The 21760-nt window shown below is 47.8% G+C and carries 14 protein-coding genes and 3 rRNA genes; 8 read left to right on the top strand and 9 right to left on the bottom strand.

The features are described from left to right. Positions 1-64: 64 nt before the first annotated feature. Entirely contained in the window at positions 65-1288 is a 1224-nt protein-coding gene (locus tag K0H61_RS17370) for an aromatic ring-hydroxylating dioxygenase subunit alpha (protein ID WP_220050699.1), read from the bottom strand. 389 nt (positions 1289-1677) lie between these two features. Here K0H61_RS17370 and K0H61_RS17355 point away from each other — a divergent pair, with 389 nt between their 5' ends. Beyond that, positions 1678-3324, top strand: a complete 1647-nt coding sequence (locus K0H61_RS17355) for an FAD-dependent oxidoreductase (protein WP_434086595.1) — start codon at positions 1678-1680, stop codon at positions 3322-3324. 69 nt (positions 3325-3393) lie between these two features. On the opposite strand, the gene K0H61_RS17350 is transcribed toward K0H61_RS17355, so the two are convergent. Genes K0H61_RS17350 through K0H61_RS17340 form a run of 3 tightly spaced genes read right to left on the bottom strand, consistent with a single transcriptional unit; the run spans position 3394 to position 6074 of the window. After that, a complete protein-coding gene (locus K0H61_RS17350; protein WP_220050698.1) occupies positions 3394-4422 on the bottom strand; it encodes an alpha/beta hydrolase family protein in 1029 nt (342 codons plus the stop codon). 3 nt (positions 4423-4425) lie between these two features. After that, the gene (locus K0H61_RS17345) at positions 4426-5394 is read right to left on the bottom strand and encodes an alpha/beta fold hydrolase (protein WP_220050697.1); all 969 of its coding nucleotides are present in this window, start codon (positions 5392-5394) and stop codon (positions 4426-4428) included. Further along, entirely contained in the window at positions 5391-6074 is a 684-nt protein-coding gene (locus K0H61_RS17340; protein ID WP_220050696.1) for a hypothetical protein, read from the bottom strand. The genes K0H61_RS17345 and K0H61_RS17340 overlap by 4 nt, the downstream gene beginning before the upstream one ends. A 291-nt stretch (positions 6075-6365) precedes the next feature. Between K0H61_RS17340 and K0H61_RS17335 the strand changes: the two genes are divergently transcribed. Then, the gene (locus K0H61_RS17335; RefSeq protein ID WP_220050695.1) at positions 6366-7082 is read left to right on the top strand and encodes a sulfite exporter TauE/SafE family protein; all 717 of its coding nucleotides are present in this window, start codon (positions 6366-6368) and stop codon (positions 7080-7082) included. Positions 7083-7175: 93 nt separating this feature from the next. Here K0H61_RS17335 and K0H61_RS17330 read toward each other — a convergent pair whose 3' ends face one another. From K0H61_RS17330 to K0H61_RS17320, 3 genes are all read right to left on the bottom strand, one after another. Beyond that, on the bottom strand, positions 7176-7379 hold the full coding sequence (locus K0H61_RS17330; protein WP_220050694.1) for a DUF2061 domain-containing protein: 204 nt from the start codon (positions 7377-7379) through the stop codon (positions 7176-7178). 199 nt (positions 7380-7578) lie between these two features. Further along, on the bottom strand, positions 7579-8481 hold the full coding sequence (locus tag K0H61_RS17325) for a 1,4-dihydroxy-2-naphthoyl-CoA synthase (protein ID WP_220050693.1): 903 nt from the start codon (positions 8479-8481) through the stop codon (positions 7579-7581). 115 nt (positions 8482-8596) lie between these two features. Beyond that, the gene (locus K0H61_RS17320; RefSeq protein WP_220050692.1) at positions 8597-8947 is read right to left on the bottom strand and encodes a hypothetical protein; all 351 of its coding nucleotides are present in this window, start codon (positions 8945-8947) and stop codon (positions 8597-8599) included. 91 nt (positions 8948-9038) lie between these two features. Here K0H61_RS17320 and ccoG point away from each other — a divergent pair, with 91 nt between their 5' ends. From ccoG to K0H61_RS17290, 6 genes are all read left to right on the top strand, one after another. Continuing rightward, positions 9039-10466 carry a cytochrome c oxidase accessory protein CcoG gene (gene ccoG / locus K0H61_RS17315; protein ID WP_220050691.1) on the top strand — a complete coding sequence of 476 codons (1428 nt, stop codon included), beginning with the start codon at positions 9039-9041 and terminating at the stop codon, positions 10464-10466. A 251-nt stretch (positions 10467-10717) separates the two neighbouring features. Next, the gene (locus tag K0H61_RS17310; RefSeq protein WP_220050690.1) at positions 10718-10891 is read left to right on the top strand and encodes a hypothetical protein; all 174 of its coding nucleotides are present in this window, start codon (positions 10718-10720) and stop codon (positions 10889-10891) included. Between the two features lie 123 nt (positions 10892-11014). Then, positions 11015-12557 (top strand): 16S ribosomal RNA (locus K0H61_RS17305). A 308-nt stretch (positions 12558-12865) separates the two neighbouring features. Beyond that, positions 12866-15758 (top strand): 23S ribosomal RNA (locus K0H61_RS17300). 172 nt (positions 15759-15930) lie between these two features. After that, a 5S ribosomal RNA gene (gene rrf, locus K0H61_RS17295) occupies positions 15931-16046 on the top strand. The 16S, 23S and 5S rRNA genes sit together here, the layout of an rRNA operon. A 229-nt stretch (positions 16047-16275) precedes the next feature. Beyond that, positions 16276-18726: a bifunctional diguanylate cyclase/phosphodiesterase gene (locus K0H61_RS17290; RefSeq protein WP_220050689.1), complete on the top strand. Its 2451-nt coding sequence runs from the start codon at positions 16276-16278 to the stop codon at positions 18724-18726. Here K0H61_RS17290 and K0H61_RS17285 read toward each other — a convergent pair. Together K0H61_RS17285 and K0H61_RS17280 are read right to left on the bottom strand one after the other, a co-directional pair. Continuing rightward, entirely contained in the window at positions 18683-19666 is a 984-nt protein-coding gene (locus K0H61_RS17285; protein ID WP_220050688.1) for an alpha/beta fold hydrolase, read from the bottom strand. The two genes, K0H61_RS17290 and K0H61_RS17285, sit on opposite strands and share 44 nt — an antisense overlap. A gap of 90 nt (positions 19667-19756) precedes the next feature. Continuing rightward, on the bottom strand, positions 19757-21559 hold the full coding sequence (locus K0H61_RS17280) for a DUF885 domain-containing protein (protein WP_220050687.1): 1803 nt from the start codon (positions 21557-21559) through the stop codon (positions 19757-19759). Positions 21560-21760 lie beyond the last annotated feature (201 nt).

Genomic DNA, 21760 nt, shown 5'->3' with positions numbered 1-21760 from the left:
TTTTTTAAGCTAAATTAGCGTTGCAACCGTTAGGCGACAAGCCCAACGGTGGGTCTGTCTTGGTTTAGGCGATAATGCTCTCTTTCGAGTTAACCGACTCTGTGGTTAACACATCGACCTGACGCTCAAACTCATTCTTGAGAGTTGAGGATTTGATTGGTGGCACGGTTGGCATTTCATCAAACACCCAGCCATCGCCATCAATCATGGCCTGCCTGCGACCTGGAGATGAAATTGTCAGTACTTTCTTGCCCTTATGCTCATCACGTGCCTTAGTATCAATCTGCCAGCCTTTCTCTTCGATCAACTTGCGGCGTGCCATACGGAAGGTGCTCATAAACTTGTCCGATTTCACCGATACTTCGTTGGCCAAGGTTTCTGGCAGATAGTAAGGCTGTGAATCTTGAACGATAGTTGCGTCTTCCAGCAGGATGGTTTTCAGGCGCTGTAGTGAGCCTTTATCAAACATCTTCACTTTAAAGAAGCTGCGGAACTGCCAAGCAAAAGTGCGGGTGGTATGTTCGTCCACTGGCGTGTTGGCGTCGAACATAACAATATGCCAACCGGGGCGTATATCGATTTTAATACGCACTATCATACCGGGCAGGTGCCACTCGGGGTGCACTTTGGTTTCTTGTTTGTCTTTACGTAAAAAGTTACGCCAACCGAGGAAACCACCCTTGAGTTGCGGCGGGTACATGACGTTCGTTGAGCGTCCCCACCATTCGTGCTTTTCGACCTCTTCGATATAGTTATCTTCCGCGGTGCTTGGGTAACCAAATACAGGGTGTACGAAAGAGGCGTGGGCGATGTCGATGCCGTTTTCGACCACACGGGAGGCTTCAGCCTTCCAAGTAAATTCGGTTTTTAGACCACGCCAGTTGGCTTCGTCACCATATTCAGGCAGTGGCGGGATAGGGAAGCGTTCTTCAGCGGGTAAGTCACCCATAAACACCCAGATCATGCCGTATCTTTCTTCTACGTCGTAGGCATCAACCTTAAAGCGTTTAGGTACTTGAAAACTATCGCCTTCAGACGGGATTTTTTGGCACTTACCGCCGCCATTGTATTGCCAGCCATGGTAAGGGCAGACAACACAATCGCGTTTCTCATTTACCCAACCGCCTGATAGTGACCCGCCACGGTGCAAACAAACGTCTGCCAGACATTTGACTTTGCCCTCTAGATCGCGAAACAACACCAGATTTTGACCGAGCAATTTGGTCTTAACGGGCTTGTCTTTTACTGTGTCGGACCATTCCGCAACGTACCAAAGATTCTTTAACATGGCCGCTATTCCCTTAATATATTGAATTTCTTATATGTTACGTTTTCGAGCCTATGACAGGTTCTACAACACTTAGCGTTTAATTGTTTTGCTTGGCATCTTTTAAGCTGAGTAGATAACAGCCGTTGTAAGAGGTTCTACCCTAATGCATCCCAAGCAAATGCGTTGTTAAGAACTCGTTATCAACTTTAATGATATAGTAATATATCATTTGGGTTGAATTTAGCAAAAGTTTTGGCACTATGTAACTAGATGGTTGTCTAGATTTAGTAGCAATGCCGATATCCCTAATTGGATAAGGTTGCCAACAACGTTCACCATGTGACTCGCTGTTTAGATTTATGTGCTTGAACTTAAATATATAAATGCACGTTTGGTCTGAGGTGTAAATGTCAAAGTATAAAATTTGGGAATGCCAGGTGTGCGCCTGGGTTTACGATGAATCAAAGGGTTGGCCAGAGGATGGCATTGCTCCAGGTACTCGCTGGGAAGATATTCCTAATGACTGGAATTGCCCCGAATGTGGTGTGGGTAAAGCCGACTTCGAGATGATTGCGATAAGTGAATCGGTGGATGAAGTGGCTGCGCCTATCGCCGCGATGAATGTGCAAACTGAGGCTGTTGAGTACCGTATTTGGGAATGCCAAGTTTGTAGCTGGATTTACGATGAATCGAAGGGTTGGCCAGATGACGGTATTGCGCCCGGCACTCGCTGGGAAGATATTCCTAACGACTGGTTATGCCCTGAGTGTGGCGTCGCCAAGGCCGACTTCGATATGCGCGAAATCAAACGTGTGGTGCGTGAAGCCGTCGCATCACCTGTTGTCGAAACAGAGCAGGTCGCGGCAATGGCGCCGCAGGCCAATCCTACGCAGGCACCGATTGTGATAATCGGCAGTGGTTTAGCGGCTTACAATCTAGTGAAGGAAATCCGTAAACTCGATCCTGTCAGCGTCATCCATATGTACACCAGTGACGATGGTCACTTCTATTCTAAGCCGCTGTTATCCACTGGCTTTGCGAAGGATAAATCCGCTGCTGACTTAGTTAGCCAGACCGCTGAGCAAATGGCGCAGCAGTATCGAGTGCAAATTCATACCTTTACTCAGGTCACTGGTATTGATACTCAGGCTAAGACTATTAGCGTGGCTGATAAAGGCGTGCAGCCCTACCATAAATTGGTGTTGGCAACGGGTGCAAATTGTATTCAGGCGCCATTAACGGGCGACGGGCTGCATAAAGTCCACAGCGTGAATAATTTGCTCGATTACGGCAAGTTCAGAACCTTGGCGAAATCTAAGCAACGCATCTTGATCATCGGTGCTGGATTAATTGGCTCTGAGTATGCAAACGATCTGCTGCAGGCGGGTTTTCAGGTGGATGTGGTCGACCCTATGCCGACGGTGTTGGCTACTTTGCTGCCGCGCGAGGCATCTCAGTCTGTTGAGCGCGCACTACGTGCAGCGGGCGCTCGATTCCACTTCGGCACTGTGGTGGAGAGTGTGGATAGTCACCGCGATGGCATAGTCGCGACACTGAAGAATCAAGAGCGAATCGAAGCCGACTTAGTGCTCTCGGCCATCGGTGTTAGCCCAAATATTGCGTTGGCAAAAGCCGCCAATATTGCTACGGGGCGCGGTATAGTGACCGACAGACAGATGCAGACTTCGGCTCGGGATGTATATGCCATTGGCGATTGTGCTCAGGTCGAAAATCATGTGCTGTATTACATCTTACCTATGATGGCGCAGGTGAGAGCGCTGGCAAAAACGCTGATGGGTGAAGTCACCAGTGTGCATTATCCCGCAATGCCAGTGACGGTGAAGACGACACTCTTTCCTGTGGTGGTGAATCCGCCGCCAAGACAAGCCGATGGCGCCTTGCCCGCCGGTGAATGGGTGATAGAGCAGGCATCGGATACAGGTGTACGCGCGCTTTATCGCCAAGGCAATCATGTGCTTGGGTTTGCACTTACGGGCGCTCAGGTTGCCGGAAAAGCAGAGCTTGAGCGCCAATGTCCGGCGTTAATGCCTTAACAGGCATACAGTTAGACAATAAAAAACGCCACTCATGTGGCGTTTTTTATTGAATCACTTTTTTAGTTTCTAACGATATTCGACCGTAGAAAATCCCGCAGTGAGATCCTTTAGGCGGCCGTTTTGCAGGAAGGTTTTAGCCTGTTCGTCCTGCTTTAAATAGGCAGCTAAAAAGGCGGTTGAAGTGGCATTGAGCATCATCAGCGCATCCTTTTGCGGCGCGGCTTCGCGCTCGGGTCTGCAAATTAAATTTCCCAGATAATGGTCGGCACCTTGGGTGACTAACACATAGTTGTTACTGGGCTGGGCGCTGTCGAACGCCATCTTGTGCATCTGCCAATCGGTAAAAAAGTACTTATCTAAATCCCAAGTGCCTGTGGTGTTAAAGGTTGGGGTGGAAAGTTTTTGCCAGCTTTGGGCGGTAATTTCGTCGAACATGGGGCCGGGTGGCGACAGGGCGACAATGGCTTTCACCCTAGGGTCGGAATAGAAATGATAGCTCTTATCGTCGGTGTTCAGCGTGCCTGCGCCGCCGAACTGCTGGGCGGTAAAGGCACCGAAGGAATGGCCTGCGAGGGCGATGTGATTAATATCCCCCTTACCTTTTAGCGCAGGTAAAAGCTGTTCTAACTCGGAATAGTGGTCAATTAAATAGCTAAAGTCTTTTACTCGATTTTCAATCAGGCCGAAGTTGCCGTAACGCAGGCTGTTCACTATGCCCGTGACCTGCGAGCAGCAATCTAAATGATTGGGCGCGATAACCACATAACCGTGACTCACCCAATAGTTAATCACATTGTCGTATTTATCCTTCGACGACCAATTACCGTGGGAGAAGAAGATGAGCGGGTGGTTTTGACCTTGTTTTGGGTAGAACACACTTAACTCGAGTTCGCGTTGGTTTTGACTCTCGGGCACGACTAAGTCGCGGTGGGTCACCACGGCAAATTCCCCCTGCTGTAAAAATGGAATTTGCGCCATTTGGCTTGCTTCGGCATTAAGCGGCTTAGCTAAAGGTAGTTCGGGGTCACTGCAACCGGTTATGGCAGTGGTTAGCAGCAGGGCCAACAGGGTTTTATGCATAGTTTTATTCTTCATAAATCATGATTCCTGATGTTGAGGCTCAAGCTTGGCGTTGACGAATGCAGCCACATCTTTGGCTGACTGATAGGGTATTTCGAGCGGGATAACATGCCCTACATCGGGATAGACAATGCTCTCAACTGCCTTACTCTTGTTAAGTTTTTGCTTGAACTGCTCAACATGTTCTAAGGGTAACTGCGGATTCTTCGCGCCCCACATTACCAGCACGGGGGCGGTAATTTTGGCGAGCAGCGAAGAAACATCTCCCTTTTCGTAGGCTCGCATGCGCGCATATTCGGCACTGCGATTGCCCTCGCGGCGGTACATGTCGAAGAACTCGGTAACCGATTCCGGTGTCACTAGGCTGTCGTCGATAATGGGTGCCTTAAGGAAAGCGTTAAATAGCCTCTGCGGTAGCAGGTAAAAAATAAAGCTGCCCCAACTCGGTAGGGTTTTATCCATGTATTTATTTGAGGTCTTGGGCATGCCTGGTGCATTGATAAGCACTAGGCTTTGGGTTCGCTCTGGATACTTAGCGGCAAAAGTGTAGGCGATACCCGCACCAGTTGAGGAGCCGACAATGCTGGCCTGATGAATATTGAGATGATCGAGCAGCCCCTTTAACAGTGCGGTGCCACGTTCACGGGAATAATCGCCGCTCGGATCTGGCCCCGTTAAACCGTGGCTGGTGAGATCAAAGCGCACTAAAGTGAAGCGATCGCTGAGTTCATCGACCCAAGGTTGCCATTGACGCATGGTGTAGTAGTGGGAATGGAGCAGCACTAATACAGGGCCTTTGCCTTCTACTTTATAACGCAGGTTGACGCCGTCGACCATCACGCGTTGAAGGTTATCGCCGCCGTAACGTTGTTCGAGTTCTCCGACAGGAATATCGCGGTAGGCAATTAGTACCCATAGCACATAGCCCACAATCAACAGTAGTAATAATTTAATAAAGGGTAATAGGATCAAGCTGCGTAGTCTCATGCTGTTACCTGCTTAGCTGGATAGCGGTTTGTAGTGATATTTTGATGGGTGATGATAAGACTTAACACAAAGACGATTTCAACCAGATTGCCAGCGATAAATCCCCAAGGTTTACCCGCTGCGACGGCATTGACAACAAAGATAAACATCGAGCCGAGGCAGAGTACTTTCCAACCCGTTTTTCGCCACAGATAAGCAGACAAAATAATTGTGAACAGGTTGGTGACTATGGTCGCAATAGGCGCTGAGCCGTTGGCGTTGGTCATACGTTGAATGCCAAGTTGGCTGGTCTCAACCAACTGTAAACCCACTAATTCGTGGCTGATGCCGTAGATAAGGGTGCTTAGGGTGACTAACAGGCTTAACATTAAAAACACTTTGCTTTGCCCTAATGCGAGTCCCGCTTCACGGATAATTGAGTAGGTGAACAGGCTCAAAAAAGGCAGTGTGAGCACATGACAATAAAAGCGCATCATGCTCACAGGGGTGAACCAAGGTTCACCGATAAACCAGTTGCCTGCGGCGACAACCAGATTGTCGTAGGCCATGCCAAAGAGCAGCGCAACGAGAAATATGCTGCGTCCTTGCCCGCTGCGATGGGAGCTAGGTATTGCAGTACAGACATACAGTAATAGGGCAATATCAATAAGGGTAATCGTGAGGTTTAACAATGAAAGCATCGACAGCGAGTCCTTGCTTGTTTTAGGAATACCCCATTAAAAATCAACTGCGTGTTGCTTTCAAGATAAAAGATATATTGTTATGTCATTTGTCTTTTTAAGGGCGTTATGGAAGCTTGAATTCGGTTAGCCCATGCTGCTAACCATGCGATGAACTATTGCGACTAACGATAGTGAGATTGCGTCTAGTAAAACTTCGTCAAGATAATGAGTTGCTCGATGTAATTCATTCCCTAGCAGTGAGGGGGTTGCTACTATGGCAATTAGTATCTCCCCACGTCGAATCCCATTGTGCCCATTGAGCTTTCATTAGGATTAATCGCCGATGTAACCTCGATTGTGACCGCCATCATTGGCTTTGGTGGCGGTATGTTATTGATAGCTGTGATGCCGCTGTTTCTCCCCGCCGCTGTCATTATTCCCATCCATGGATTTACCCAGCTTGCCAGTAACGCCTCGCGGATGGTGTTTGACCTAAAGAATGTGAATCGCCAGCTGTTATGGCCGTTTTTAATGGGCTCGCTTGCTGGGATTGCGGTATTTGGAATGCTCTTGCTCAATATCCTCAGCGACTATATTCCGCTGGCGATTGGGATTTATCTTTTGCTCAATACTTGGAGTTCTCGGTTTGCTCAGCTTATTAGCCGCTACGAGAACTTCTATCTGGTGGGCTTTTTACAAACGGGATTGGGGCTGGTGGTCGGGGCGACTGGGCCCTTAGGCCTAAGTATTTTGAATAAGCAGTCCGAGGATCATAACGAGGTCATTGCCACTAGTTCAATGTTTATGACCATTACCCATCTTTCAAAGTTAGCGGTATTTGGGGTGATGGGTTTTGCCCTCTGGGATTATGTGCCCGTACTACTGACCATGACTCTCTGTTCTATCGCGGGGTCCTTTGTTGGGAATCATTTGCGCAATAGGGTTAAACGGGAGCTGATAAAGCCGGTCATCAAAATCCTGTTAACGGGGTTGGCGTTGAATATGATCGCGGGTGTCTGGTTATAAAAACAATATTTGCGCTGTACATGAATGCAAAAAACCGCCTTAAGGCGGTTTTTTGTTGGGGCTTATTAGAGTTATATAGCTAAGTGCATTTGGTTAAGCCGTCAAAGGCTGCGGAGTTTGCTGCTTCTTTGCTTCATATTGTTTCCATACTTTGTCGTGGAAATAGAAAACGACAGTATTGATAGCGGGTTCGATTAAGGCGACCGCGCCCCCAACTAATACACTGCCAGTTAAGGCGTAGGTGACACTAAAAGCGACGCTGAAGTGTAATGCTGCAAAAGTTAATGTTTTAGTCATTTTTGAAATCCTCTAATAATGGCCCCAACTGGGATATTCAAATGATAACAATTCTCATTTTATTTTAAAGAGGGTTATTAAGATTATCGCAAACGTTTTTTTCGATTAATCATCGGTAAAAAATAAAGGCCCTCGATTGAAGGCCTTTGAATGACTCGCTTACCCACGCCTAAGATCGTGTGGCTTTATATAAAGCGACTTAGTAGTGCCAAGGGAAAGAAGAGAAGTCTTGGTCACGCTTCTCGAGGAAGGCATCACGACCTTCCTGCGCTTCGGCGCTGGCATAGGCTAAACGTGTCGCTTCACCAGCAAACAACTGTTGGCCAACCATACCATCGTCGGTCATGTTGAAGCCGTACTTCAGCATACGCATCGCAGTTGGCGATTTAGAGTTAATCTCTTTCGCCCAGCGTAAGGCTTCGATTTCCAATTCTACGTGGGGTACGGATTTATTTACCATGCCCATGGCAAAGGCTTCATCTGCGCTGTAGTTAAAGCCGCAGAAGAAGATTTCACGAGCGCGTTTTTGACCGACCATTTTCGCTAAATAGGCGCTGCCGTAACCTGAGTCGAAGCTCGCGACATCGGGGTCGGTTTGCTTAAATACTGCGTGTTCTTTCGAGGCAAGCGTTAGGTCGCATACAACGTGCAGGCTGTGTCCGCCGCCAACCGCCCAACCTGGTACCACCGCAATCACGACCTTTGGCATAAAGCGGATGAGACGCTGCACTTCTAAAATATGCAGGCGACCCATTCTGGCTAAATCGGCTTTGCCTTCCTCTGCGCCTTCATACTTATAACCATCTTTACCGCGAATGCGCTGATCGCCACCGGAGCAGAAAGAGTGTTGTCCCTTAGCCGATGGGCCGTTACCCGTGAGTAATACGCAGCCGACATCTGACCATTGGCGGGCGTGGTCGAGGGCAACGTAAAGTTCATCGACTGTCTTTGGACGAAAGGCATTCAGGCAATCTGGGCGATTGATGGCAATCCGAACTGTGCCGTGATCCTTGGCTCTATGATAGGTAATATCGTCAAACTTAAAGCCACTGACTTCATCCCATAGGGTGGGATCAAAAATATCTGATACTGTTTTGGTCATGGTGTTATGCCTTTATAAATGAAGCAAAAGGCTAAACGGAATTAGTAGAGGGAGCAATGGCCTAAGCGTTAAGCTTAGTGATGGGCTGCAAAATTCCGTTTTGCCTTGAGAATAATTAGAGCTTGTCGCAGATATAAAACAAATTATCTCGACTAAAGACGGGATGCTCGGGATATTTACTATTGCAATAGGACTCTTTAAAGTCGGCAATTCCGTCTTCGGTCAGCGGGATTTTATTAAATTCTTCCAATTCGGCGGCGGATAACCGTTCTAAAATGGCTTTTCTGGCTTGAGTGCGCTGCTGATTAATCTTAATAATTTGAGTACCCGTCATCGAGCCGACTTTATCCTCTATCTTTTTGACCATTTGCTCGGTCTTCTCGATAGGCTCATCTAACTTATCTGTTTCTGTGTAAAGGTAATAAATAACACCACAGATGATTGCAATTAGGATCCAACCTTTCATCTTTTCGTCCAAGTTAAGTGAATAACCATTAATAATATGGGTATAATAAGCCAGATTTTGACCAACTTTAAAGCAGTAAAAGGCTGTCACGATGAACGTAGAATCAAAAAACAAGGACTATTCGAAAGCCACTCGAATTAAGATTCACCAGCCGGATGCGAGTAAAGCGGACCGCTTTAATCCACGAAATCGGATTTATGTCCGAGCCGTTGATGGATTATGGAGCAGTTTACGCCGTCGCATGGGTTGGGTTGCCATGCTTTTCTTCCTGTTACTGCCTTGGATCCCTTGGGGGGAACGTCAAGCCGTTTGGTTCAATCTAAGTGAACAGAAGTTCCACGTTTTCGGCTTAACCATTTGGCCTCAAGATCTTACCTTACTTGCAGCCCTCTTTATGATAGCTGCTTTTGCCTTATTTTTCGTGACAACCTATTTAGGTCGAGTTTGGTGTGGTTACACCTGTCCGCAAACCGTTTGGACTTTCATGTTCATTTGGTTTGAAGAAAAGCTCGAAGGGGCACGTAATAAACGTATTAAGCTTGACCAAATGCCCTGGAGCTTCGACAAGGTTTGGCGTAAAACCGCGAAGCACACCGCATGGTTGTTATTGTCCTTATTAACGGCCATGACCTTTGTATCTTATTTCGTACCTAGTCATGAAGTCTATATCGATGTCTTTACCTTAAACGCATCCGGTGCAGTTTATTTCTGGGTAATCTTCTTTACCTTTGCCACCTATGGTAATGCAGGTTGGATGCGTGAAATCATGTGTATTCACATGTGCCCGTACGCGCGTTTCCAATCCGCAATGTTCGACAAAAACACTTATATCGTTGGTTACGATGCTAAACGGGGTGAAACCCGCGGTCCACGTTCACGTAAAGCCGACCCTAAGGAAAGTGGTTTAGGTGACTGCATCGACTGTGACCTATGCGTGCAGGTGTGTCCTACTGGCATCGATATCCGTAATGGTTTGCAATATGAGTGTATTAATTGTGGTGCTTGTATCGATGCTTGCGATCAAACAATGGAACGTATGGGCTATCCACTTGGGCTTATCAGTTACACTACCGAGAACAAGCTTGAAGGCATCAAACAAAAGGTGTTGCGACCCAAGCTGGTAGGTTATGGCGTAGTGCTAGTGGCCATGATACTTATCTTTATCTACGCTAGCGCGACTATCGCCCCTTTACGTATGGATATTATCCGCGATCGCAATCAGCTCTACCGTGAAAATAACCAAGGCCTGATTGAGAACACCTTCACACTCAAGATCCTCAACAAGACCGAGCAGGCCCACGAATACAAAATGAGTGTCGAAGGTTTAACAAACTATAAGTGGTACGGCCCTTCCTCCATTACTATCGCGGGGGGAGAGGTGCTAACGTTACCTATTAGTGTGGGAGTCGATCCTGTCGAGCTCTCCCGCTCAGTGACTAATATAGAGATAAAGGTACAAACCAATATCGACGGTGAACTCATCGAAGTAGAGCAAGAAACTCGCTTCTTCAGCCCCTAATTCCATAGGGGGTGGTTAGAGTATTGTTAGGCAAATGTGCTTAAAAAGGGGCTTTTAGCCCCTTTTTTATTCAGATTGCTGGATATCTAGGCGTCCAGTCAACTAATCGTAATTTTCTGACAAAAAGCCCTTGCGCAAAAACTCAAGCTGCCTATAATGCGCATCCACTGACACGGCAGAGCGCGAAAGCGAATGCTGATTCAGCTTGAATCGAACAGCTTTTAATCAAACGATTCAAATGCGAAAAGAAGTTGAAAAAACTCCTTGACGCGAAATGGGAAATGCGTAGAATACGCAGCCCTGACCCGCTGAGCGGTAACGCGAAAGCTGAAGGTCAAATGCTCTTTAACAATCTAAACAAGAAATCTGTGTGGACACTCACAGGTGTTGAGTTAATCGAAATTACTCTGCCGTTTGGCGAGTAATCAAAGAATTAAATCAATGAATGAGTGTTCATAGCAATATGTACAGTTTGTTTTGACTTTCGAGTCGAAGCAGCAAATCAGAATTCATTGAGTCGTTTAACGCGAGTTAAACAAAAAAACTTTTAATTGAAGAGTTTGATCATGGCTCAGATTGAACGCTGGCGGCAGGCCTAACACATGCAAGTCGAGCGGCAGCACAAGGGAACTTGTTCCTGAGGTGGCGAGCGGCGGACGGGTGAGTAATGCCTAGGGATCTGCCCAGTCGTGGGGGATAACAGTTGGAAACGACTGCTAATACCGCATACGCCCTACGGGGGAAAGGAGGGGACCTTCGGGCCTTCCGCGATTGGATGAACCTAGGTGGGATTAGCTAGTTGGTGAGGTAATGGCTCACCAAGGCGACGATCCCTAGCTGTTCTGAGAGGATGATCAGCCACACTGGGACTGAGACACGGCCCAGACTCCTACGGGAGGCAGCAGTGGGGAATATTGCACAATGGGGGAAACCCTGATGCAGCCATGCCGCGTGTGTGAAGAAGGCCTTCGGGTTGTAAAGCACTTTCAGTAGGGAGGAAAGGTTGTAAGTTAATACCTTGCAGCTGTGACGTTACCTACAGAAGAAGGACCGGCTAACTCCGTGCCAGCAGCCGCGGTAATACGGAGGGTCCAAGCGTTAATCGGAATTACTGGGCGTAAAGCGTGCGCAGGCGGTTGATTAAGCGAGATGTGAAAGCCCCGGGCTCAACCTGGGAATTGCATTTCGAACTGGTCGACTAGAGTCTTGTAGAGGGGGGTAGAATTCCAGGTGTAGCGGTGAAATGCGTAGAGATCTGGAGGAATACCGGTGGCGAAGGCGGCCCCCTGGACAAAGACTGACGCTCAGGCACGAAAGCGTGGGGAGCAAACAGGATTAGATACCCTGGTAGTCCACGCCGTAAACGATGTCTACTCGGAGTTTGGTGTCTTGAACACTGGGCTCTCAAGCTAACGCATTAAGTAGACCGCCTGGGGAGTACGGCCGCAAGGTTAAAACTCAAATGAATTGACGGGGGCCCGCACAAGCGGTGGAGCATGTGGTTTAATTCGATGCAACGCGAAGAACCTTACCTACTCTTGACATCCAGAGAATTCGCTAGAGATAGCTTAGTGCCTTCGGGAACTCTGAGACAGGTGCTGCATGGCTGTCGTCAGCTCGTGTTGTGAAATGTTGGGTTAAGTCCCGCAACGAGCGCAACCCCTATCCTTATTTGCCAGCGCGTAATGGCGGGAACTCTAGGGAGACTGCCGGTGATAAACCGGAGGAAGGTGGGGACGACGTCAAGTCATCATGGCCCTTACGAGTAGGGCTACACACGTGCTACAATGGCGAGTACAGAGGGTTGCAAAGCCGCGAGGTGGAGCTAATCTCACAAAGCTCGTCGTAGTCCGGATTGGAGTCTGCAACTCGACTCCATGAAGTCGGAATCGCTAGTAATCGTGAATCAGAATGTCACGGTGAATACGTTCCCGGGCCTTGTACACACCGCCCGTCACACCATGGGAGTGGGCTGCAAAAGAAGTGGGTAGCTTAACCTTCGGGAGGGCGCTCACCACTTTGTGGTTCATGACTGGGGTGAAGTCGTAACAAGGTAGCCCTAGGGGAACCTGGGGCTGGATCACCTCCTTACCTATACGACTAACTCGATGTTTGTTGAGTGTTCACACAGATGGCTTGTTGAACTTCTCGAAAGAGAAGGGAGAGCGAAATGCACCGCGAGCCGGTAAGCATTGTTCTTTAACAATTTGGAAAGCTGATAGTAATTAATGCAGCAAAGTCTGTTGCTGTGTTAATACAAAAAATTGAGTTCTTAAAACACTTTTTAAGTGTCTTGAATATTCAAGTCTAAGGCGAGTCCATCTTCTTGGTCGAAGATGAGACAAGTAAAACCAGCTGGTCGCAACGACCTAGGTGAGTGAAACTCATTTGGGTTGTATGGTTAAGCGACTAAGCGTATACGGTGGATGCCTTGGCAGTCAGAGGCGATGAAGGACGTAGTAACTTGCGAAAAGCGTTGGCGAGCTAGTAACAAGCATTTGAGCTAACGATGTCCGAATGGGGGAACCCAGCAGCATAAGCTGTTATCACTACATGAATACATAGTGTAGTGAGGCGAACGAGGGGAACTGAAACATCTAAGTACCCTTAGGAAAAGAAATCAACCGAGATTCCCCTAGTAGCGGCGAGCGAACGGGGATTAGCCCTTAAGTCAGAGGGGTGTTAGTGGAATGGTCTGGAAAGTCCAGCGGCACAGGGTGATAGCCCCGTACACGAAAACTAACCTTTGATGAAATCGAGTAAGGCGGGACACGTGATATCCTGTTTGAATATGGGGGGACCATCCTCCAAGGCTAAATACTCCTGACTGACCGATAGTGAACCAGTACCGTGAGGGAAAGGCGAAAAGAACCCCTGTGAGGGGAGTGAAATAGAACCTGAAACCGTATACGTACAAGCAGTGGGAGCGGTTCTTGAGACCGTGACTGCGTACCTTTTGTATAATGGGTCAGCGACTTACGTTTTGTAGCGAGGTTAAGCGAATAGCGGAGCCGTAGGGAAACCGAGTGTTAACTGCGCGTTTAGTTGCAAGGCGTAGACCCGAAACCCGGTGATCTAGCCATGGGCAGGTTGAAGGTTGAGTAACATCAACTGGAGGACCGAACCGACTAATGTTGAAAAATTAGCGGATGACTTGTGGCTGGGGGTGAAAGGCCAATCAAACCGGGAGATATCTGGTTCTCCTCGAAAGCTATTTAGGTAGCGCCTCGGACGAACACCTTTGGGGGTAGAGCACTGTTAAGGCTAGGGGGTCATCCCGACTTACCAACCCTTTGCAAACTCCGAATACCAAAGAGTGCTATCCGGGAGACAGACGGCGGGTGCTAACGTCCGTCGTCAAAAGGGAAACAACCCAGACCGTCAGCTAAGGTCCCAAAGTGTATGTTAAGTGGGAAACGATGTGGGAAGGCTTAGACAGCTAGGATGTTGGCTTAGAAGCAGCCATCATTTAAAGAAAGCGTAATAGCTCACTAGTCGAGTCGGCCTGCGCGGAAGATGTAACGGGGCTAAACATACCACCGAAGCTACGGGTGCAATCCATTAGGGTTGCGCGGTAGAGGAGCGTTCTGTAAGCCGTTGAAGGTGAAGGGGTAACCCACGCTGGAGGTATCAGAAGTGCGAATGCTGACATGAGTAACGATAAAGGGGGTGAAAAACCCCCTCGCCGAAAGACCAAGGGTTCCTGTCCAACGTTAATCGGGGCAGGGTGAGTCGACCCCTAAGGCGAGGCCGAAAGGCGTAGTCGATGGGAAACAGATTAATATTTCTGTACTTCCGCTAACTGCGATGGAGAGACGGAGAAGGCTAGGCTAGCGCGGCGTTGGTAGTCCGCGTTTAAGGTGGTAGGTGGGTGACTTAGGCAAATCCGGGTCACTATACACTGAGAGCTGATGACGAGGTCCTACGGGACTGAAGTAGTTGATGCCATGCTTCCAGGAAAATCTTCTAAGCTTCAGGTTAGCGGGAATCGTACCCCAAACCGACACAGGTGGTCGGGTAGAGAATACCAAGGCGCTTGAGAGAACTCGGCTGAAGGAACTAGGCAAAATGGTACCGTAACTTCGGGAGAAGGTACGCTGCTGTTGGTGATGGGACTTGCTCCCTAAGCTGACGGCAGTCGCAGATACCAGGTGGCTGCAACTGTTTATCAAAAACACAGCACTGTGCAAAATCGCAAGATGACGTATACGGTGTGACGCCTGCCCGGTGCCGGAAGGTTAATTGATTGGGTTATCGCAAGAGAAGCTCATGATCGAAGCCCCGGTAAACGGCGGCCGTAACTATAACGGTCCTAAGGTAGCGAAATTCCTTGTCGGGTAAGTTCCGACCTGCACGAATGGCGTAATGATGGCCACGCTGTCTCCAGCCGAGACTCAGTGAAGTTGAAATTGCGGTGAAGATGCCGTATACCCGCGGCTAGACGGAAAGACCCCGTGAACCTTTACTATAGCTTGGCACTGAACATTGACCCTACATGTGTAGGATAGGTGGGAGACTTTGAAGCGGGAACGCTAGTTCTCGTGGAGTCGTCCTTGAAATACCACCCTTGTAGTGTTGATGTTCTAACTCTGGCCCCTTATCGGGGTTGAGGACAGTGCCTGGTGGGTAGTTTGACTGGGGCGGTCTCCTCCCAAAGAGTAACGGAGGAGCACGAAGGTTGGCTAAGTACGGTCGGACATCGTACGGTTAGTGCAATGGCATAAGCCAGCTTAACTGCGAGACAGACACGTCGAGCAGGTACGAAAGTAGGTCATAGTGATCCGGTGGTTCTGAATGGAAGGGCCATCGCTCAACGGATAAAAGGTACTCCGGGGATAACAGGCTGATACCGCCCAAGAGTTCATATCGACGGCGGTGTTTGGCACCTCGATGTCGGCTCATCACATCCTGGGGCTGAAGTCGGTCCCAAGGGTATGGCTGTTCGCCATTTAAAGTGGTACGCGAGCTGGGTTCAGAACGTCGTGAGACAGTTCGGTCCCTATCTGCCGTGGGCGTTGGATGATTGAGGGGAGTTGCTCCTAGTACGAGAGGACCGGAGTGAACGAACCGCTGGTGTTCGGGTTGTCATGCCAATGGCATTGCCCGGTAGCTATGTTCGGAATCGATAACCGCTGAAAGCATCTAAGCGGGAAGCGAGCCCCAAGATGAGTCATCCCTTGGACTTTAAGTCCACTAAAGAGCCGTTCGAGACTAGGACGTTGATAGGTCAGGTGTGTAAGCGTTGTGAGGCGTTGAGCTAACTGATACTAATGACTCGAGAGGCTTAACCATACAACCCAGATGGGTTTTACTAAGCGTGCTTAGATAGAATACAAACACTTAAGAAGTGACTCAAAACAGCTTTCCGAATTAACTGGAATAAAAATTTATCAACTACATCCATGTAGTTGACCCTAACGGGCCGCGCTAAAGCGCGTTAAAAATTGTTCCAGACAATTTTTTGCTTGGTGACAATAGCATTGTGGTCCCACCTGATCCCATCCCGAACTCAGAAGTGAAACGCAATCGCGCCGATGGTAGTGTGGGGTCTCCCCATGTGAGAGTAGGTCATCGCCAAGCGCCTAATTATCTCTATGAGATGTAACGAAGCCAGCTGAAGAAGCTGGCTTTTTTGCATTTTGGCCTTGTAAAATTACTAAGATAATTCACCTATTCACGCTTTAAATTCAATTTATTACAGTTATTTTTGATTAATTACCCTCAACTTCACTAAGTCCTTTTGCTTACTTGGCTAATTACCGCTAGGATACTGGGCATCAATTCATCGCTTGTTAACATTTTCACTCTGATGCTACGTAAATTATCACTCTCTATTTTGCTGCCTGCCTGCATGTTAACACTGTATTTAGTGTTGGTTGCTGGGGAGTATTTATATGAAAGTGATTTAGTGCGTGATCAGCTCGCCGAACGGCAGATTAATCAAATCCAGCAGCAACTACTGCGGATGCGTCAGGTGGTGGAGTCTGCCCAAGCGATTCAGGATGTCGATCGGATCGAGCAGGAGGTGGTGTTAGCTGCTATCGATATGAACGTGATGGTTTATATCCTGATGGACGCTAATAGTCGTATTCGTTTCGCTAATCACACTGTCTGGCGCGACAGTAATGCGATGCATGTTATTGATGGATATGATATTGCAATTCATCATGCCGTAGTCCAATCAACACAGCCTCAAGTCATTCTTAATCAAGAAAGGTTAACTATTCAGGCCTACTATCCAGTTGACTCCCGCTATCCTGGTGGTATCGAACTTATTTATCTTGAATCTGATTTAGCGCCCTTGATTGCGGAGGCCTCCACAGAGCTACAGCAACGTTTCCTGCGTGTATGGGGGTTAGGGGCTTTACTGCTTATTGCCTTTACTCTCATTCTTTATTATCTGTTAATTCGGCCATTTAAGAGTCTGAGTCGGGCGGCAAAGCAAATCGGCTCAGCTGACTTCAAGGTATCCATACCTTGGAGTTCAACTGAAGTGTTATCTTTGCAGGCTAGTCTGCAGCAGGTGCATGATCGCTTATGCAGCGCAGTAAAGCAGCTTAATGACAGTGAACTTCGCTGGCTGTTCGCCGTTGAAGGTTCTAGAAATGGTATCTGGGATTGGGATCTCAGAACTGGTGAAGTCTTTCTTTCTGATCGCTGGAAGGAAATGGTGGGGTATCGGCCCGATGAATTGGACGGGGTATTCCAGACTTGGGAAGCGCGTCTGCACCCTGAAGATAAGCAAGCTGTGCTTGATTCGCTCGATAATTATATCAGCGGTAAGGCGAAGTCCTTTGAAAGTGTGCATCGTTTGATGCACCGAGACGGTCATTATGTATGGGTGCTCGACCGCGGAATGCTAGTTGATTGGGATCACCTTGGCAGACCAACTCGAATGCTGGGATTACACGTAGATGTGTCAGCGAGTGAGCGTCACCATGCTGCCATTAGCGAGATTGTTAAGCACTCGACGTCTGGCCATCGAATGTTGCCTGATGCGTTTATGAAGCAGTTAACTCAGTTCTTATCTGAGCCAAGTATACTGCATTCTTGGTCTGCATTATTTTCTGTGGAAGTTGAATTACTCGGCTTACATCCATCGTTAGCTCCACAGGAATTAGAGCGTTTATATGCCCAACTCGGAGCTCGATTATCTAGCTATTTTGGTGAGGATGTTGTTGTCGCTCATGTTCAACTAGGCCGTTTTTCTCTGCTTGCTAAAACAATGTCGCTCGATGTTGCATCGGCTGGACGTAAGGCGTTAGCGCTAGCGGCTGAATTACGTCAGCTGGCATCCAGGCCCTTTCAGAATGCGGATAATCATCTGACTCTTAATGCTAATGTCGGGATTTGTCTTATCGATAGTTTCGATACCCTAGAGGCAGATGAAGTGATGCGGCGCGCAGATTTAGCTATGCAACAGGCAAAGTCACTGGAACAGGCCGGGTGTGCCTTCTACAGTGGTGAGCTTGAAGAGGAACTGAGTCAAAGCGATACACTGCATAAGGAGCTCGCCTTAGCCATCGCAGAAAACCAAATAACCATAATGTTCCAACCTGTGATGGACTCAAGCGGCAATATAATCTCGGCTGAAGCATTATCCCGCTGGCATTTACCTAATGGCAAGTTCGTACCCGTTACCGAGTTTATTGGGCTCGCCGAGCGCCATGGCCTCATTGCCTCGTTAGATTTACATGTGGCGAGGCGTGTATGTCAGTCACTACAGCAGTTACAGCAACAAGGGCTAGAAATACCGAGAATAAGCATTAATGTGAGTAGCTTATCTTTTTGTCAGGCGGAATTTGTTGAACAGTTAATTGCTATTGTTCATCGAGCTAATATAGCTAGCCATCGGATTGGTATTGAGCTTAACGAACTTGCATTAAATGGTGGTGAGCTGTTTATCAGGGACAGAATGAATAAACTGATTGAAGCAGGTATCACTATTACTTTAGATAACTTCGGTTCAGGCAGTGCATCTCTAAGTTATTTAATGAAATACCCAATCAGTGAGGTGAAATTGGATATGCAGTGCACTGCAATAATCGCTGATTCACTCTGTTGGCCGCAGGCACTTATCCAAGCGGCGCAGCCTTTTAAAGTGCGGGTTGTGGCAAAGGGAATTGAGTCAGTTCAACAGCAGCAAATGTTCGCTGCCTTAGGTTGTATGCACTATCAGGGCTATGGCATGAGCCGAGCCCTAAGCCTTAGTGACTTTAAACGGCTAATTTACCCTCGTCCTTTGCTACGTAGCGTGTAAAAAAGCTGAGTACTTCCATTAGCGCCTGATTTCGGTAGCTGTCTTTTTCCATAAAGATTTCATGGGCCGCACCCTCAATCACTTTTAGTTTGCAGTGTGTGCTAACTGCAAGGTTTTGTGCGGCGTTATCGACGACCCTATCATCTCCTGCTTGAAGAATTAAAATGGGCGTTCTGATGTTAGCTGTGGCGAGCACGCAGGAATCGGCTGCGTCTAAGGATTCCATTAACCAACGATTGGTCGGTGAACCCAGTTGCAGTTCGGGTTGGAGTTCATATTGCTCACGGTAATGTTGATAGCGTGACTGCGAATGGGTTAAGTCATTACCCTTAAAAGGCCCTGGCTGGTAGTTGTGGCCATTAAGAACATAGTTAGGTTCACCGCCATTGAGGCTAGAATCTAATTTACTTGCCAACCAGCGAACAAATCCCTTCGGCATTGGTAATTTGATGCCATACATAGGCGCCGAAAATGCCGCTGCGGTAAAAGTATCTGGGTACTCCTTAAGATACAGGGTTCCTATCGCGCCGCCCATGGAGTGGCCTAAAAGCAACAGCGGTTCGGCCGCTTGTTTAAGTACTACTGTGCGGATGAACAATGCAAAATCATCGACATAGTCATTGAAGCGTCGCACATGTCCTTGATGGGGATTTTGCGTTAAGCGGCTCGAAAGTCCCTGCCCTCGGTGATCGATGGCAAATACCGAAAACCCCTGCTGGTACAGATCAAAAATCAATTCTTGGTATTTAATGTAAGACTCAACCCGGCCGCTGCTGATAATAATGCTGGCTTGAGGATTGGGATGTTTTACAAACATAAACGCCAAGCTGACACCGTCAGGTGTTGTGAGGGTGTCTTGCACCACGGTTTGCCAGAAAGCTTGCTGCTCTGCAGTATTTAACAGGTGTTCAGATGAAAACGTGGAGGAGGTTTGGCTCATGCTCTGCAGTACATCTTTAACAAAGTGATTTGCCTAGAGTGTAACAGAGAATAGTGGGAGTCTTAAAATCTAGACTCCCACCTTTTGGGTTTAGATTTTTGACCGTTCGGCGGCAATAAAGTCATCGATTTGCTGTTCTAGAATCGACATAGGTACTGAGCCATTGGCTAATACAGCATCGTGGAAGGCGCGAATGTCGAATTTATTACCTAAGGCTTTTTCTGCTTTGGCGCGTAAGCGTTTAATGGTTAACTCACCAATTTTGTACGATAACGCTTGCCCTGGCCAAGTGATATAGCGGTCTATTTCAGTGGTGACGTTATGGAGCGACAATGCGGTATTGCTCGCCATAAAGTCGATGGCTTGCTGACGGCTCCAGCCTTGGGCGTGTATGCCTGTATCGACGACGAGACGCGCAGCGCGCCACATCTCATAGGTTAAGCGACCAAAATTGCTATAGGGATCTTTGTAGAAACCCGCTTCTAAGCCTAAGTATTCGCTGTATAGACCCCAACCTTCACCGAATGCTGAGATATAACCATAGCGGCGAAAATCGGGCAGATTGCTGAGTTCAGAGTTAATGGAGATTTGCAGATGGTGCCCTGGTACGGCTTCGTGCAGAGTTAATGCCTCTAGTTCGTAGAGCGGGCGTTTATCCAGAGCATAGGTATTGACCCAGTAATAGCCAGGTTCGTCGTCGCGGTTAGAGCCCGAATAACGGCCAGATGTGTATTTAGGGGCGATTTCAGCTGGGACTGGCGCCACGCCATAGGGTTTACGCGGCAGATTGCCAAAATACTTTGGCAGCATGGCATCGGCTTTTTTGGCGATGAAGGAGGCTTCCTTCAATAACTGCTCGGCGCTAGTGGTATAGAACTTAGGGTCGGTTCGCAGGAAATGTAAGAAGTCCGCAAAACTGCCCTTAAAGCCAACAGTCTTAATGATTTGCTCCATTTCCTTGCGGATGCGAGCTACCTCCTTTAAACCTAGCTCATGCACTTCGGCTGAAGTGATATCGAGCGTGGTGTAATAACGCACACGGTTTTCGTAGAAGGCATCACCATCGGGCAGACTATTAGCGGCAATATTTTCCCGAGTGTTGGGCATATATTCCTGGGTCATAAAATCATAAAACGCCTGATAGGTCGGCAGGACATTTTGTTCAACTAAAGCGCGCCCTTCTTTTGTGAGCTCTGCTTTTTGAGCCTCAGTGAAATAGTTTGGATATTGGGTGAAGGGGGCAAAGTAGCTGCTCTTTTCTACCGGGACAATATAAGCACTAATACTGTTCTCAAAGCCTTTGAGCGTCGCCTTTGGCGGTGTGATGCCTTCCTTCAAACCTTGTCTTAGCCAATAGGTTTGTTGGGCAAAATAGCTAGGCAATGCCTTGAGCTTACCCATGTAGTTTTGGTAATCCTCTAAGGTATTAAAGCGACCTTGAGCGATTGAGGCGATATAGGCATGAAAACCGCTCTCTGCGGTTATCGGTAGGTAATAGTCTTTGTATTTATAGAGATCCACATCGTTTTGGATCTGATCCTCAAGGATTTGCGCATTAATCTTATCTTCTTTGTTGAGCTTACTTCTATCAAGCGCTTTCAACTGCGAAAGGACTGCAAGTTGCCCTTGATTGAGTTTGGCTAACGCCTCAGGAGAGAGATCTTGAAGTTTACCCATAGCCGTCTTATCACCCATGCCATAGGCCATCTCTGGGCTTGCAGCTAATTGTAATCGCCAGCTTTGGTCTATGATGGACTTAAGCGCGGGATCGATTTTCTTGCTCTGAGACTGCATGGCAACGGCCATCGGCGCAGTGTTTTCTACCTGAGTTGGTGCAGAACTACAGGCTGCTAAGGCACAAATAAGTAAGCTAGGGGTAAGTAATTTATGCATGGGCTTTCTCGGATATTTTCGTTGTTATTGAAGCCATTATGCCTGAGTTTTCAACAGATACTTGTATAGATAAGCCGCATAATTGTGACCGAATGTTAATTTATCGCAGCGCTTTAAGTCAGTTGTGCAATCTATGCATGTTAAACTGAGCTCCGCAACCTGACCAAAAAACAACAATATTGGCAGGGGCGTTTACAAGGG

Source organism: Shewanella acanthi, assembly GCF_019457475.1.
Lineage (GTDB): Bacteria > Pseudomonadota > Gammaproteobacteria > Enterobacterales > Shewanellaceae > Shewanella > Shewanella acanthi.
The sequence above is the reverse complement of the archived record's forward strand: the minus strand, read 5'-3'. Positions and strand labels throughout refer to the sequence as shown.